This window comes from Shewanella olleyana (assembly GCF_023283825.1).
Classification (GTDB): Bacteria; Pseudomonadota; Gammaproteobacteria; order Enterobacterales; family Shewanellaceae; genus Shewanella; species Shewanella olleyana.
This window is the reverse complement of the sequence record NZ_JAKILD010000010.1, coordinates 28,260-44,121: the sequence shown is the minus strand read 5'-3', so window position 1 is coordinate 44,121 and position 15,862 is coordinate 28,260. Positions and strand designations below refer to the sequence as shown.

12 protein-coding genes are annotated in these 15,862 nt (G+C 39.2%); 4 read left to right on the top strand and 8 right to left on the bottom strand.

Annotated features, from left to right (window positions below; all coding sequences use genetic code 11):
* Positions 1–14: 14 nt before the first annotated feature.
* The gene (locus tag L2735_RS08880) at positions 15–305 is read left to right on the top strand and encodes a chemotaxis protein (protein WP_248984357.1); all 291 of its coding nucleotides are present in this window, start codon (positions 15–17) and stop codon (positions 303–305) included.
* Positions 306–352: 47 nt separating this feature from the next.
* Positions 353–1,534: a putative metalloprotease CJM1_0395 family protein gene (locus L2735_RS08875; protein WP_248984356.1), complete on the top strand. Its 1,182-nt coding sequence runs from the start codon at positions 353–355 to the stop codon at positions 1,532–1,534.
* Positions 1,535–1,652: 118 nt separating this feature from the next.
* Here L2735_RS08875 and L2735_RS08870 read toward each other — a convergent pair whose 3' ends face one another.
* From L2735_RS08870 to cmoA, 8 genes are all read right to left on the bottom strand, one after another.
* Positions 1,653–2,555, bottom strand: coding sequence for a LysR family transcriptional regulator (locus L2735_RS08870; RefSeq protein ID WP_248984355.1), 903 nt, complete (start codon positions 2,553–2,555; stop codon positions 1,653–1,655).
* Between the two features lie 104 nt (positions 2,556–2,659).
* Positions 2,660–3,778: a DUF3541 domain-containing protein gene (locus L2735_RS08865; protein WP_283104586.1), complete on the bottom strand. Its 1,119-nt coding sequence runs from the start codon at positions 3,776–3,778 to the stop codon at positions 2,660–2,662.
* Positions 3,756–5,534 carry a hypothetical protein gene (locus tag L2735_RS08860; protein ID WP_248984354.1) on the bottom strand — a complete coding sequence of 593 codons (1,779 nt, stop codon included), beginning with the start codon at positions 5,532–5,534 and terminating at the stop codon, positions 3,756–3,758. Before L2735_RS08860 ends, L2735_RS08865 begins: the two co-directional genes overlap by 23 nt.
* Entirely contained in the window at positions 5,497–6,456 is a 960-nt protein-coding gene (locus L2735_RS08855) for an alpha-L-glutamate ligase-like protein (RefSeq protein WP_248984353.1), read from the bottom strand. The genes L2735_RS08860 and L2735_RS08855 overlap by 38 nt, the downstream gene beginning before the upstream one ends.
* Positions 6,456–7,961, bottom strand: coding sequence for an inactive transglutaminase family protein (locus L2735_RS08850; RefSeq protein ID WP_248984352.1), 1,506 nt, complete (start codon positions 7,959–7,961; stop codon positions 6,456–6,458). The genes L2735_RS08855 and L2735_RS08850 overlap by 1 nt, the downstream gene beginning before the upstream one ends.
* Positions 7,962–7,969: 8 nt before the next feature.
* Complete coding sequence (locus L2735_RS08845) at positions 7,970–8,785, bottom strand: ATP-dependent zinc protease family protein (protein ID WP_248984351.1); 816 nt, start codon at positions 8,783–8,785, stop codon at positions 7,970–7,972.
* Positions 8,786–8,856: 71 nt separating this feature from the next.
* The gene (gene cmoB / locus L2735_RS08840) at positions 8,857–9,849 is read right to left on the bottom strand and encodes a tRNA 5-methoxyuridine(34)/uridine 5-oxyacetic acid(34) synthase CmoB (protein WP_248984350.1); all 993 of its coding nucleotides are present in this window, start codon (positions 9,847–9,849) and stop codon (positions 8,857–8,859) included.
* Positions 9,846–10,577 carry a carboxy-S-adenosyl-L-methionine synthase CmoA gene (gene cmoA, locus L2735_RS08835; RefSeq protein ID WP_248984349.1) on the bottom strand — a complete coding sequence of 244 codons (732 nt, stop codon included), beginning with the start codon at positions 10,575–10,577 and terminating at the stop codon, positions 9,846–9,848. The genes cmoB and cmoA overlap by 4 nt, the downstream gene beginning before the upstream one ends.
* Before the next feature lie 348 nt (positions 10,578–10,925).
* On the opposite strand from cmoA, the gene L2735_RS08830 reads away from it, so the two are divergent.
* Both L2735_RS08830 and aspS read left to right on the top strand, forming a co-directional pair.
* Positions 10,926–13,757: a diguanylate cyclase domain-containing protein gene (locus tag L2735_RS08830; RefSeq protein WP_248984348.1), complete on the top strand. Its 2,832-nt coding sequence runs from the start codon at positions 10,926–10,928 to the stop codon at positions 13,755–13,757.
* A gap of 258 nt (positions 13,758–14,015) precedes the next feature.
* Positions 14,016–15,797, top strand: a complete 1,782-nt coding sequence (gene aspS, locus L2735_RS08825; protein WP_248984347.1) for an aspartate--tRNA ligase — start codon at positions 14,016–14,018, stop codon at positions 15,795–15,797.
* Positions 15,798–15,862: the final 65 nt, after the last annotated feature.

Here is a 15,862-nt window from a genome sequence, read left to right as displayed (position 1 = left end):
AAAGGAGTGATGAAATGCAAATTGCAGCAAATTCAGCAATGGCCTCGGGTGTGCAAGGATTACAGAGTGCTCAAAATGACTTAGCACAAGCAACTACAGCAGTGGCTGCGCCTGAACCTACAAGTTCAACTCCAGTCAAGGTTGAGCAGGACACTGTCACACTCAGCTCTCAAGCAAGTGGAACTAGCGAAAAGGTTTCTGCGTTAATTGATGCAGACCAAGCTGTAACACAAGCTCAAGCATCAGCTGAAGTCATTGATGTTGCCTCTGAAAATCTTGGTACTATTATCGATTTATCAGTTTGATATTTAATCGAAATTGATGTCGATATAAATACTGATATCTCTGATATATGAATATTCAAGGACACACAGCATCTCAAGGGCTAGGTTCAACACCAGGCCCCAGTCTTGATCGCGCCATTGGTCATTCGATTATTCGTAATAACAGTACAAAAAATAGTACCAACATCAGCACCAGCACGAACATCAGCACAAACAGCCATATTTCAAATTCAGACGTTCAAAAAGTCTCTCGTCAATTATCCAGCCATAACGCTCAGTTTTCGAACTCTCAATCAAGTCCTCTAACTGCTAAACAAATTGTTGCTAGAGAAGTGACCGTTAATAGCCCAGATCAAGTTTCTGCTCAGTTTAATATGAAAAGCGGCGCGGCTTCTGTACTGGGCTTATCTGCCTCGGTGCAGCATAGTTCAGTTGCCAGTGAGCCTGTAAATAAACCGCTTAATGGAGCCAATCAAATCGCTTCAACAAATATGAGTTCACAAGGGCCAAAAATCACTGAGACCAGCTTGAGTGATCAAATAGATCCTAATCAAGAAAATGCGGGTGTTACAGATACTAACGGCATTAATGAAGCAGAAAATGCGATTCAGACTGAAGCAAAAGTTGACGAGCAAGTTGATAATCAAGTTAATAACGAACAGATAACCGAACAAGAGAAACAATCACAGCAAGAACAGCAAAACTCGCAACAGGAGCAAGAAGTAAAGCAGCAAGCTGAGGTTGATGCAGTCATTATTAAAGAATTATCGGCAAGAGATGCTGAAGTTAAAACTCACGAACAAGCTCACAAAGCCGTCGGTGGTAGCTATGCCCAATCGCCTCAATATACTTATGAAAAAGGGCCCGATGGTAAACGCTATGCTGTTGAAGGAGAGGTAAGTATTGATGTTGGTGTGATTGAAGGTGATGCGCAGGCAACCTTCAACAAAATGCAAAAAGTTTATGCGGCAGCGATGGCGCCAGTTCAACCCTCTATGGCAGACATTCAAGTCGCAAATGAAGCTGTTCAAAAAATGAATGAGGCAAAGAAAGAATTAACTGCAGAAAGACAAGAAAAAATCACCAGTACCGAAGATACCAAGCAGATTATTAATTTAGCTCAGCACTTAGCACTTTTTGAAGATGAAGGTTTTACGCCTAGTTATCCTTTTGACCAAACTAATGAGTCAAGTGGTGAGACTGAATCGAATCAAGCGCAACAATACACTTCGATAAATATTGCCGTATAAATTAGCCTTAACGAGACTAAGCCTGAACAAGTTAATTGTTAAATTAATGACTTTCAAGTTTACTTATTAACTTCCTTCCTAGATAACTTTGTATTATTTAAATTTAAGACTTTGAGACTTATTCCACACAATGATTAATATCGTGCTGCTTTAAAATAAGTGACTCAAGTAGTTTAGATGCAGGTCCCTGTTTATCTCGATTAGGAACAAGTAATGAAAGTTGAATGATACGACTCTTACTGCCTTTTAAAATTAACCGTTGTAATTCACCTGTCGCAATGTCATCTGCAACAAGGTAAGCGGGAGCCCAGCAAAAACCAATGCCAGTCATTAAGATATTTTTTGCTTCATGAAAATTTGAAACGGTCCAACGTTGTTCAGCTTTAAGCCAGCCTGTATCAGATGTTTTGTGCGTTGCGGTATCTTTGATTACGACTTGAAGGTGTTGCGCCAATGCTTGCTCGTCAGCGATGACTCCTAGTTTTGCTAAAGGATGTGAAGGGCTGCAAACTAAAAACAATTCAGATTCACAAATGGGTTCAGCTATATGACCTTTGGCAGGGATCCCACAAATGGCAATATCAGCAGTGCTATTTAAGATTAACTCTTGGGTACCAGAGATGACTGAATCAATAATGGTGACTCGTGTGCCACGGCTATGGGGTAGAAATGCTTTTAACGCATCAACTAAATAATCCATTGGGTAAATAATTTCACGAGCAATCGTTAAATTAGGCTCCCATCCTTCACCTAAATTACTAGCTAATTGTTCAAGCTCATCAACTGTTTGAGTCAGATGGCGAGAACGGCGAAGTAACACTTCACCTTGCTCAGTAAGGTATGCTTTTCGACCTTTTACTTCAAGAAGCTGAATGCCTAATTGTGTTTGTAATTTGGCAACAGCATGATTAAGAGAAGACTGGCTTTTATTGAGCTTTTCTGCGGCTTGTGCGTAACCGCCAAAATCGACTACAGACTGAATGATTCGCCATTGTTCTAAAGTTGATTTAGCTCTGCTCATAGTAAACTCATATACCTTAGTCATTTAACTGGGTGGGAATATTGAAAGGGCGTAGATATCGAGTATATAGTAAAATCTACGCCCTTTATTCGTTAGTCGTTTTGTTATTTTTTCTCTAGCTTTTTAGGCGTTACCTGCACTGGTAAGTATTTTTTAGTTGCCTTAGTTTCAGCAAGGTAAGGACCTTGATGAAGTGTTTCAGGCCAATCTAACAGCATCATGGCTAACACGTTTCGATGTTCACCCATGACCATGTCAGGGTTTCCTCGAGGAGATGGGATAAGCTGATACTCAGGGTTAAACGATGCCGCAATATGATTTTGGGTCTTTTTAATCACTGGGTGATCGCGCATGCCTGTTAAATAAAAGCTAATCCCGACTTCAGAAATAATATCGTCTGTGGCATCTTTGAGAATGCGATCAATGTTGTTATCAAAATAGTCTAAGATCCATTTGAACTCTTTGGCACTCACTTCTTTCTGGTAATAACCGCTTGCAGCAAAGATAAAGTGGGTCATGCCGTATAGTTTGTTTTGGAATTGTTTTTTATCTAGTTCACTATCTTTATCATCAGGGTATGCTGCGATAAAGGCCTTTTTGTAATCTTCAACATAACTACCTACATCAAGCTGTTCTGCCCAATATGCGTAGTTAATTAATTGTGCAGCCCAAGATTTAATCATTTTTGGATCGGTAAGGGCTGGTTTAAGATCATAAGCTTTTAGTGCTTTAACCATTTGCTCATGACAAGGCCCCATAAAGCCTAATTCGTCAATACGGCTTGAGTAACGTAATAAAATATCACTGTAGAATATAAACTCTGGGAAGGGTTGTAAGGCTTTTTTACGCGCTTTAGCACGAGGACCTTTTCCTAAAACACTGATCGCATTATCCGCTTGTTGCTCAATAAATTTAGGTTTATCAATATTACAAGCAAAGTAATTTTGTCGTTCGGTAATGGTAATTAAATCGATAAGTGCAGCATTAGTGTATTTTTCATCGCCAGTCATTCGGTACATTCTTAACCCATAATGACCTTGTATCCGTGGTGGCAGAGAATACATATTCTGTTCAAGGTTTAGCTGAATCGCACTTCGCACTTCTTGATGTGTTAATGGCGTTGACGAAGAGGACTGACTCGTTTCAGCATAACTTGCTGAAGATATAATTAACGATAATCCTACGAGGCACGATAAGGATTTAAATTTGCGAATGGCCAACATTGAAGGCTCTCCTGATGATTGATAATGGATCATTGGGTTCGGTAAGTATAATGGTCATTTGCTCAGTTAGGGTTAAATTCTCTTCATTAACTACAAAAATATCAAAAACTTGACGTTCTGTTACTGACGGTTTACTTGCTTCAAAAATGATCCTAACAAGGCTTTGATGCCAGAGTGGTAAATAATAATCTATGCCTTCATTTGCAATGCCATTAAAGCTAAAAGCAAAATCAGCAGCATTTTGCCATTGTTGATTAAAACTATTTTCAAATGCTAATGCGAGCTTCTGATGATTGTTAGAATCATTTAGGTAAAAATCTAAAATGACTTTAGCACGGAATATCCGTAACTGTTGGCGATAAGCATTGGCGGCCTGTTCTCGCTTAGATAGCTTTTGTGTGTGGCCTTGTCGTAAAAACTCCGCTAGCCAAAGCATCCCAATTTGATGATTATCTGCCGATACACCTTGTTTATTGTTGAGATAAAATTTATTCCCTCTAGCTAACCCAGCTACAGCTTCAGCTGTCACTTTTATAATCTTATCAGCGTGTCGTCTGTTAGAAATTGTTTCTGAGTAACTGATGCTTGCTTGACCATATTGGTGTCCGATCACAGGATAACGAATGATGTGTGAATTTGTTCTATTAGCAGACGTCAGATAGAGCTCACCTAATAAACGCTGATGATGCCACACTCGATAATTACGATTACCTATTGTGCTTATTTCATTTTCAGGGTTTTCAGCATTTTTTGCCGTTTCTGTTTCAGTTTTCGTTTGTGTTGTTACATTCTGCTTAGATAACACATGTTGTTCATTGAGGTGTATAGGCTCAATCCTAATTCCCAGCAATTGCAGTTGCTTAAAAAGTTTATCAAGTAAACTTAACGCTGAAGTTGTACCAGTATATTTCTCATGGGGTAAGGATTTAAGCTTTTGGCCGATATTCCAAGGCGCAACATTAATATTGATAGTTTGTTGCTGCAAATAGTCATCTAACGACTCAATATCTAATAGCTGAGTATCTAACGCATCTAGAGCACTTACTTGTTTGATTTTTTTGACGATATTTAAAGACGTGCTATTAAGATTTTTTGCTCTTGATTGATAGGCTAACCAAGCGCTTTTTCGACACGATTCTTTTGGCTGTAAAATGAGATATTTGGCCAACGTGACTTCAATGGCTTTTTGGCTTAAAGGTGAAGGTTCGGTCTTGCTAGATTTAGTACTAAAGCTAGGGCTTACTGCAGTTTCTAAAGCACATTCTTCATCGTTAAACACTATCTTAAGCTGTTTGTTACTTAGGTTTCTTCTGATAGTGGCTTGAGCATTGTGAAGTTTAGCTTTGGTATTAATGTCGAGTTGACGTTGTTTTATTGATACAAGCTTTGTCGCTAAAGACGAATAGGGCCTCCTGGCGCTTGATAAATGATTAATGAGTTGTTCGAGTTTAGGGTCGTTAAGAATAACTTGTAGTTCATCCGCTAAATGTAACTGACACATTAAAATACTTTCGCGCTGACTATTTGATGCTAAGTCACGATAATAATTAAGACGGTCATTGATGTTATTAAAGCCAAGAGTGAGCTGCTCAAATTGAACAGCCTGCTTTGCAACAGGCTGTGTTAAATCTAATTCGGCGAGCGAAGGCTGGTAGCGCAGGCATTGCTGAATAAATAAATTTAGAGGGTTAGCAACTGCCGAAGCAGTTGCCAATAGACTAAAAGTTAGGATTACTACAAAAATGCTTCTTTGCATAAGCGACACGATCTTCCACTGATAACGTCGGCCCTTTGAGGCTTTCTACATGTTTAAGTCTTCCTAAAATCCCTTTACCATTGGCCGTTTGAATAGCCAAACCAGGTCTTGCATTTAGTTCTAACAGTAATGGACCGCGGACTTTATCTAACACCATGTCAGTGCCCAAGTAACCCAGTTCGCACATTTCATATGCGCTAGATGCTGTATGTAATAAAACATCCCAGTTAGGTACTTGGATTTGTGACAGTTCATAATTAGTGTCAGGGTGAGTGAGCACAGGTTTATCAAATTGCACTGCGTATAAGCTTTTACCAGTGGCAATATCTAAACCAACCCCAACAGCACCTTGGTGTAAGTTTGCCTTACCATCCGATGCCGCAGTTGAGCAACGAAGCATGCCCATTACTGGATAACCCTTAAAGACGATCAAGCGAATATCAGGGACACCCTCATAACTGAAACCATCAAATACAGGGTCAAATTGAATTAAGCCTTCAACCAGTCCCACATCAGGAATACCACCGAGTGAGAAAAGCCCACTCAGGATATTCGATACATGACGATAAACTTCATTTGGCGTTACTTCATCACCATTTGGCTTGTAATAACGGCCATTTTCAACATGGGTTATTACGAGAATTCCTTTACCGCCAGAACCTTTAGCTGGCTTAATCACAAAACCAGTTCTGCCTAATACCATTTGCGGTATTTCATTAATTTTGTGCTGTTCTTCAACAACACCAATTAAGTCAGGAACTGCAATATCATTGGCTAACGCTAATTGTTTAGTAATGAGCTTATCATCAACGCGTTTGTAAAATTTGCGTTGGTTATATTTGCCAATGTAATCGATATTGCGCTTATTCATATTCAACACGCCGTTACGACGTAATTCCCAAGGCCAAGCGTAATTTTTCATTACTTTTCCTCAGCCAATGGCTTAAAGCGTTTAAGTTCAGTTAAGCGGTAACCAGTATACTGACCCATTACCAATACCATAGCTAAGATAACTAAATGAATACCTAGGAAGTTAAATACCCAATACTGGATCCAAGTATTACTCATTGCAAGATAAGCTAACGTTGCGACAAATAAGCTACCACCGCCAGACATAATTACTGATTTTGGACCTTCTTCTTCCCACAAAATAGACATACGCTCAATTGTCCATGCAAGGATGATCATTGGGAAGAAAGTAATTGTGAGCCCTTCACTTAACCCTAGATTGTAGGAAATAAGGGTGAATAAACCAATAATGAATATCACTACGATAATCACCGCGGATATTCGGGATATGAGCAAGAGATTTAACTGAGATAAGTACGAACGTATCATCAAACCAAATGCGACAATCAGTAAGAAGCCGATTAAACCTGTTAACAAAGTGGTTTGAATAAAGGCGAGGGCGATTAATACTGGCATAAAGGTACCAGATGTTTTAATACCAATAATAACCCTTAAAAACACCACAACTAATACACCTATTGGAATCAATAAAATCCCTTTAAAGGTGCTTTGCTCTTCTAGTGGTAATTGATACAAAGAGAAGTCTAATGAGTTAGTGTTCATCATCATATCAATCGATGTGGCTAATGCTGAACGTGTTTCTTTAAGCATTGAGAAATTAACTTGTGAATTATTGCCGCCAATAACATCAAGCACTGACATGCCGTTGTGCTGCCATAAGACTAAGTTTTCTGGGCGACCTTGTTTGTTGTTTTCAACATCAAATAAAATCCACTCACCATCCTGATAAACTTGCACGTAAGGATTCAACTGCTGACGACGACGCTGATCTTCAAGCATCAAACCACTAACTTGTTTAGCGGGTACGCCTTTTGATTGCAGCATTTGCAAAAATAGTTGAGTACGAGAATTTACAGATAGAAGCAAAGCAAGATTTTGCGATTGATTGCTATCGTTAATCACAGCCATTAACTGCTGAGCATAAGAAATATTGCTCGCACTTCTTTCCCATACTTGATTAATGATTTGCTCAGCGGCGCCGCGCTCAGTGACCTGCCATAAGTAAGGTTCTGGCGTAGTTGGCTCTTCTTCAGCATCAACTTGTAATTGACCAGTAGGTACTAGCGTGACGCGATAATATAAAGATTGACGACCTGATGCTTCACGAATTGACCATACTGCGCGGCGATCATCACCTTCAGAAATATTTAATCCGTAACCTGCAGATGTCGCGTTTTCTGCTAAAACATCAAACGCAGGATCTTGAGGTAATGAAAGTGAAGCTTCAGCGGGTTTGTTGGTACCATTAAACATGACTTTTGCTTCAACTGACCAGCTTTGAACTTGCTCGCCAGGGAAGAAAGGTACGTTATGTTCAACACTACGATAGATGCTCGTAGTGATCCCTGAAATGAAAAGTAGGGCAACAAAGATAAAAAATGGCTTACGAGAATGCATTTGAATTCCTATTTAGCTTCGTTAGTAGATTCTTTAGTAGATTCTTTAGTAGATTCTTTAGTAGATTCTTTAGTAGATTCTGTTTGAGGTTGTTTGCCATGAATGTAAATTTGGCCAACATCAACCACAGCAATATCTTTCATAAATTTACGACCAAGCAATAATGGGAACTCAAGATGACTACGGTCGGTTAAGTTTAAGTCAGTTTCTGCAGCATATTGACCTATTTTTAAGTGTGCATGAATAACAGGGCGGCGATCGTCAGGCAAATCAGAGTCCTGCTTAATACGTACGAAACGCTCCACTTTGTGTTCGAAAGTATTGCCAGGTTGATCTGCACCATTTGTCATCACATCAAAACGCACCCACTGAACGCCATTACGTTCAAATAACACAATGTTTCTGGCATCTAATGAAGATGATTCCGCACCAGTATCAATACGGGTTTCAAAAGAGGCTTTTAATTCATCCACAAATACGTGTTCAACTTCACCAAGTACTATCTTGTCTGAAACCACAGACTCAGGACATTGAGGTGGCTCGCTAAGTTGTGCAAGTGCCACCGCATCATCATTCATTTTTTTAGATTGTTTAGCTAAGACGTCTGTTATGTGTAATTTGAGCTCGTTGACTTCAGTACTTAAACTTTGAATCTCACTTGCAGAACTTATACATTGTGCATTAATCGCTTCGATAATGGCACTTTGAGAACTGGCGAGATTTGCGCTTAACTCTTCACTGCCGACTGGGGTGATTTTCTCACTTGATGCACAGCCTGATATTAATGCGGCGGTGACGGATAATATTATTACCTGCTTTAACATGACAATTCCTGTTTTTGTAATCTAAGCGAATCTTTAAAATTATAATTTAACTAGTTATATAAGTTATAGCATCAAACTAGGTCGTGATTAGGTTGATTTTTAATAGCTATAATCGTTGCCCGTTTTGGCGCAGGGTATCCTTCAACTGTTAAACTAACATCATTTGGGTCAAGATAATCAACTAATGACTCGTTCTTCATCCATTGTGTTGAGCGTTGTTCAGCCATTGAAGTGATATCGACATCTACACAGCGTATATCAGTGAAGTCACACTTCTTTAACCATAACATAAGAGCATCAACGGAAGGCAGAAACCAAACGTTGTTCATTTTTCCGTAACGATCTTCAGGCACAAGCACTGCATTTTCATCACCATCAATGACTAATGTTTCCAGTACTAGTTCACCACCCATGCGTAGTTGGTCACGTAATTGTAATATATGATCGATTGGCGAGCGGCGATGGTATAAGACACCCATTGAGAAAACGGTATCAAAGGCATCTAACGGAGGAAGCTCTTCAATGCCTAAAGGTAATAAATGTACAGGGTGTTCATTGCCTGCTAAACGCTTAACGGCTTCAAACTGACATAAAAAGAGCGGTGAAGGATCTATTCCCACAACACGTTTAGCACCAGCGCCTAGCATGCGCCACATATGGTAACCACTACCACAGCCCACATCTAACACAGTGCGGTTATCTAATGGTGAAATGTGCTCTTTAACGCGATCCCATTTCCAGTCACTGCGCCACTCAGTGTCAATTTCAATACCATGTATATAAAAAGGACCTTTACGCCAAGGCTGAAACAAGCCTAATAGGTTTTGTAGTTTTTCGGTTTGACCGGCTGTAAGTTGACTGCCATCACCAATTTTTACACCGTTATATAAGTCAATATGGGTATGAGCTGGGTAATTGAGTTTGTTTAGTACTTTTTCCCATTTTGGCAAATTGCCATGTTTGTGCTCTCTTTGCCATTTTCCAAGAATTGCTGGAAGCTCTTCGAGCCAATGTTGAAGACTTGAATCGGCAATTTGTTGGTAAAAGGAACTGAAACTGATCACTTGATAGCCACCATTGATGCGAAATTAAAACATTGAAACCACACTGTTGAATGACTAAAACCATTATCAGTGAAGCGTTGTTGGTGCATGGATAAACTGTCTGGGCGCATTACATTTTCAAGCGCACTGCGTTTCTGGCTAATTTCTAATTCGCTATATCCATTTGCGCGTTTGAAATCTAAATGTTGTTCATCGAGCAAGGTTTGTATCACGTTATCTTCAAATCTTAACTTCTCAGAAATCACTAGAATTCCACCAGGAAGTAGACCTTGATAAATTTTGGCGATTAACTCATCTCTGTCGTGAACCGGTAAAAATTGAAGGGTAAAGTTCAATACAACCATTGATGCATTAGTAATTTCTATATCTCTAATGTCACCACAAATTAATTCAACATCAGTATCACTGACATAAGCAGATAGGTTTTCTTGGCAACGAGCTACCATAGATTCGCTATTGTCGACCGCAATAATTCTGCATTGACGTTGCTCTATTTGACGACGGATACTTAACGTTGCAGAACCAAGAGAACTGCCTAAATCATAAATATTAGATTTAGGCGTAACATAACGGTCTGCAAAATCACCAATGGTGCTAATGATTTGGGTGTAACCAGGCACAGACCGTCTAATCATGTCGTTAAAGACACCTGCAACACGATTATCAAATTGAAAATCGGATATTTTGTCTGTTGCTGCGGCGTAAATTGTATCTTGTTGAGAGTTCATCTGGGGTAACTTGAGAAAATCATAGCTTCATTTTAGCCAATCCTAGCAAATAGCAGCAAGTATCCTATTGGTATTTTTTGTTTTATTTTGTTTATTTACTTAATTTAGGGTAAAAATTTATTCTAATAGGTCAAATGGCCGATATAAATCGGTATGATGAACAAATAATTAAAATCATTTACAAATGATCCTGTGGTTGGTTAACAATATGACAACCATAAAAGGGAAGTCGTTTAGAATAATTAAAACAAATAATGACTAACAATATGACGATTATTTCAAATGACGATTAGCTCAAAAAGCTAGCCAAAAGAAACTAGCTCAAAAACTTAGCACAAAGGAACGCGCTTGAAGTTAATTAGCACTATTTTTACTTTTTTACTGTTTACTTTAGTGATGTCGCCAACAATAGCGAACGAGCAAGCTACGGAAACGGCACCGCTACCCATACCAAATACACTCTCAATTTCGATGAGTGAGGATGCTTACCCTTATCAATTTGTTGATGATAAAGGCAACCCTGCAGGTGTCATGGTCGATTTATGGCGTGAATGGTCTTCTGCCACTGGAGTCAAACTTGTATTTAAACCCATGCAGTGGAAGCAATCTCTACAGGCATTAGCAGATGGAGATGTTGATGCTCATATAGGAATGGCAATCACAGAAGAAAGACAACAGCTATTTTCATACGGCGAGCAAGTCTCTTCTCTTAACTCATACCTTTACCTTCATAAAGATATCGCAAATAAAAAAAACATTGAGGATATTCGTCCTTTTAAAATTGGCATTATAGAAGGCACGTCACATAAAGATGATCTACTTGCTATTGAACCCAATCTAACGTTTAAAAGCTTTAAAACCAAACAAGCATTATACGATGCTGTGGTGGCTGGTGAGTTATACGCCTTTGCTGCGATTCAAGGTTATAACCAAGGGGTGCCAATTAACCTAGAACTAGCCAACAATTTTCATATATCTTCGCGCATTCTAATTAAAGAAATTGAGTTAGCTCCCGCCGTTGCAAATCACAATCACACTTGGTTAGCTGAATTTAATCAAGGGTTTAGTCAAATACCTGATAGTCATATTGATGAAGTTGAAAAACGATGGTTTGGCTATCGCCGTGAATCTAACGGCTTATTGATTGCCATGCAAATGAATGTTGAGCCCTTTGTTGATATTGGTTTAGATGGCTTACCCCATGGGCTTTACGTAGATTTATGGCGTCTTTGGTCAGAAAAAACGGGTATCGCAATTGATTTCATACCCAGCGATATGAATGGCAGTATTAAATTAATTAAAGATGGTCATGCAGATGTTCATATTGGCTACCCAGAAAGCGAAGAAATTAATACAGGGCTCAATCGCGCCAATCACTTTTATTCTGTTAAAAGTCGATTTTTTAGCTACAACAAAGAAATCAAGGAAATAAGTGAAATAGATGGTAAACGCATCGGTTTATTTGCCACATCACCTTACATTATAGAACTCAGGAAATTACTGCCTAAAGCGCAAATTCGTTATTACGACTCTATGGAACAATTAATTAAGGCAAGTCGCGATGGTGACATTGCCGGGTTTGTTGCTTCAAGTGCCTATACGTCTCATTACTTACTGCACCAAAAATCCTGGTCTGAGTTTTATCAGTTCAATAAGGTCGACTTTAATACTCAAATATATAATTTAACTAAGGTAGAAGATGCTGAGCTTGCAGAGCGTATCGCTAATGGTTTTAAGCTTATTAGCGATTTCGAAATGGCTAAGCTTGAGCAAAAATGGCTATTAAATAAAGCTGATAGAACATTTTCTACCGTAGATAAACAAATATATATCAGTAACAAAGAAAAGAAATATTTAGATTCTTTAGGTGCCATTAAACTTGGATATTTAACCCAGTGGGCTCCTATGGAGTATCAAAATGAGCTGGGTGAGTTCTCTGGTATTAATAAAGAAGTGATAAAGATAATTACTGCACAACTTGATATAGATATCATTCCTATAGCTTATCAAAACTGGGATAAACTTAATAAAGATCTACAGAATGGCAGCATTCATTTAGTCGGCAGTATGGCTAAGAATATCAATCGTGAACCCGCGCTTGAATTTACAGAAGGCTATTGGCCATCTCCTTGGGCGATTGCTACAACGTTAACTCAGCAGCCGCTATTTAATCTAAGCCAATACAATGGCAAACGGATTGCGGTCGTTAAAGGTTATAACCTCATTAATTTACTGCGTCAGCAATTTCCTGGTTTAAATATAGTGTTGGTTGATAACACTCAAGCTGGCTTAGAAGCAGTATCTTCTGGCAGTGTAGATTTATTTATCGAACAAGTGGTCACGCTGGCATATGTGCTTAATGAAGGTGAATTCCCTGATTTAAAAATGGCACTAGTTGCAGATTTAACCGAGCAGAAAAGTCACATTGGTGTCTACCCGAAATTAAAACAAATCGTTCCTCTACTTAATAGGGCAATAGAAACCATTGATGAAACTAAACAGCAGCAAATGTACCAAAAGTGGGTAGCTGTGGATTTACGTTCAGAAGCTGACAAATACCAAAAATGGTTCAAAATTGTATTATTTGGCTTACTGATTATTAGTGTGATTACCTTTATTGTATTTTTGGGTAATAAACGCCTTAAATTAGAGATTGCTTTAAGAAAAACTGCTGAGAAAAAAATTAAGTTCGTTGCTGAACATGACCCTGTTACTAAGCTTCCCAATCGAGGCTTACTTGATGACAGGTTAGCGGTTGCCATTAGCGCACATGAACGAGAGCACGTTAAGTTTGCTTTATTGTTTATCGATTTAGATAAATTTAAGAGTGTAAATGATCAACATGGTCACCATATCGGTGATGCGCTTTTGATTAACATTGCATCGGCATTAAAGTCAGTGGTGCGTAAGTCAGACACAGTGTCACGTTTTGGCGGTGATGAATTTGTGATTTTACTCAATAAAATTGAAAGCGCAGAGTGTGCTGCTAAAGTTGCTGACAATATTATTAAGGTATTATCTGAGCCAATCAATGTTGAAGGAATTAAGCTAGTCACCGCTGCGAGTATCGGCATAGCTGTATACCCAGATGATGGCGATGATGCGATTGCCTTACTGCAAAGTGCCGATAAAAAAATGTATAAAGTGAAAAAACAAGGTGGCGATCGACACAGCTTTTAATAAAGCACCACCGTTAAAAAGAAATTAATAAGATAAATCCTATTATTTGCTGTTTTTTTACTCGGTTACAAAGGGAACTTTCCCTAAAGCCTGTTCAATTGCAGTAAACTAATTGATACTTCCGTGCAAATAAGTAGTACACGTTTAATAATCACGTTTTTGACGTATTATAAGTGCTATAGTTGCCAGCATTATTTTATATAATGCCAAAATAAATTATTTTTTAGACACCTATTTCCGAACAAAGGGTAGAGTTAAATGCGCAGTCATTATTGTGGAGACGTTAATAAGTCTCATCTTGGTCAAGAAGTCACCTTAGTCGGTTGGGTAAACCGTAGCCGCGATTTAGGTGGTGTTATATTTTTAGATCTTCGTGACAGAGAAGGGATTGTTCAAGTTGTTTACGATCCAGACTTGGAAGACGTTTTCAAAGTAGCGAGCAGCTTACGCGGTGAGTTCTGCGTGCAAGTTAAAGGTTTAGTACGTGCAAGACCTGACAGTCAAATTAATGCACAAATGAAAACCGGTGAAATTGAAGTATTAGGCCAAGACCTAACGATTATCAATACTTCTGCGCCGCTTCCATTAAGTATGGATAACCATCAAAACAACAGTGAAGAGCAGCGTTTAAAATATCGCTACCTTGACCTACGCCGCCCAGAAATGGCAGATCGTTTAGTTTTCCGCTCTAAAGTCACCAGTGCAGTACGTCGATTCTTAGATGATAGTGGCTTCTTAGATATTGAAACGCCTATTTTGACTAAAGCGACACCAGAAGGTGCCCGTGATTACCTAGTACCAAGCCGTACTTACAAAGGCCAGTTCTTTGCATTACCTCAGTCTCCGCAGTTATTTAAACAACTGCTGATGATGTCTGGTTTTGACCGTTACTACCAAATCGTTAAATGTTTCCGTGATGAAGATTTACGTGCCGATCGTCAGCCTGAATTTACTCAAATTGATATTGAAACTTCTTTCATGTCAGCTGAGCAAGTCATGGAAAAAACTGAGACAATGGTTCGCGGTTTATTCAGTGATTTAATGAATGTTGATTTGGGTGAGTTCCCACGTATGTCATACGCAGAAGCAATGACTCGTTATGGTTCAGATAAGCCTGATTTACGTAACCCACTTGAACTAGTTGATGTTGCTGATTTAGTCAAAGACGTTGAGTTCGCAGTATTTAGTGGTCCTGCAAACGATGAAGAGGGCCGCGTTGCAGCGCTTCGTATTCCAACTGGTGCTTCTTTATCTCGTAAGCAAATCGATAACTACACCAAGTACGCAGGCATATACGGTGCTAAAGGTTTAGCATGGATGAAGATTAATGATTTATCTGCAGGTATTGAAGGTATTCAATCACCAGTACTTAAATTCTTAAACGAAGACATCGTTAATCAAATTATCGCCCGTACGAATGCAGAAACTGGCGACATCATTCTGTTTGGCGCTGATAAAGCAAACGTTGTGGCTGAAGCAATGGGTGCATTACGCTTAAAAGCGGGTGAAGATTTCGAACTACTTGAAGGCGAGTGGCGCCCAATGTGGGTTGTTGACTTCCCTATGTTCGAGAAAATTAACGGTGGTTACCACGCCGTTCATCATCCGTTTACTGCTCCTCGAGGCGTGACGGCTGAGGAGCTTGCAGCTAATCCAGGTGCTGCTATTTCTGATGCTTATGACATGGTGCTTAACGGCTGTGAATTAGGCGGTGGTTCGGTTCGTATTCATAATGCTGAAATGCAAAGTGCAGTATTTGGCATCTTAGGTATTGATGAAAAAGAAGCTAACGAGAAGTTTGGTTTCCTACTTGAAGCATTACGCTATGGTACGCCTCCACATGCTGGTTTAGCATTTGGTTTAGACCGTATTATTATGTTGATGACAGGTGCTAGCTCAATTCGTGATGTAATGGCGTTCCCGAAAACAACGACGGCAGCGTGTCCACTAACGAATGCGCCAGGGTTTGCTAACCCTCAGCAATTAGTTGATTTAGGGATTAGCGTTATCCCACAAGAAAAGCCTGCTGCTGACGAGTAATGTTAACTAGCCATTCAACAAACCTAGATGGTTTGTATAACAAGCGTTAACCCACAAACCGAGGC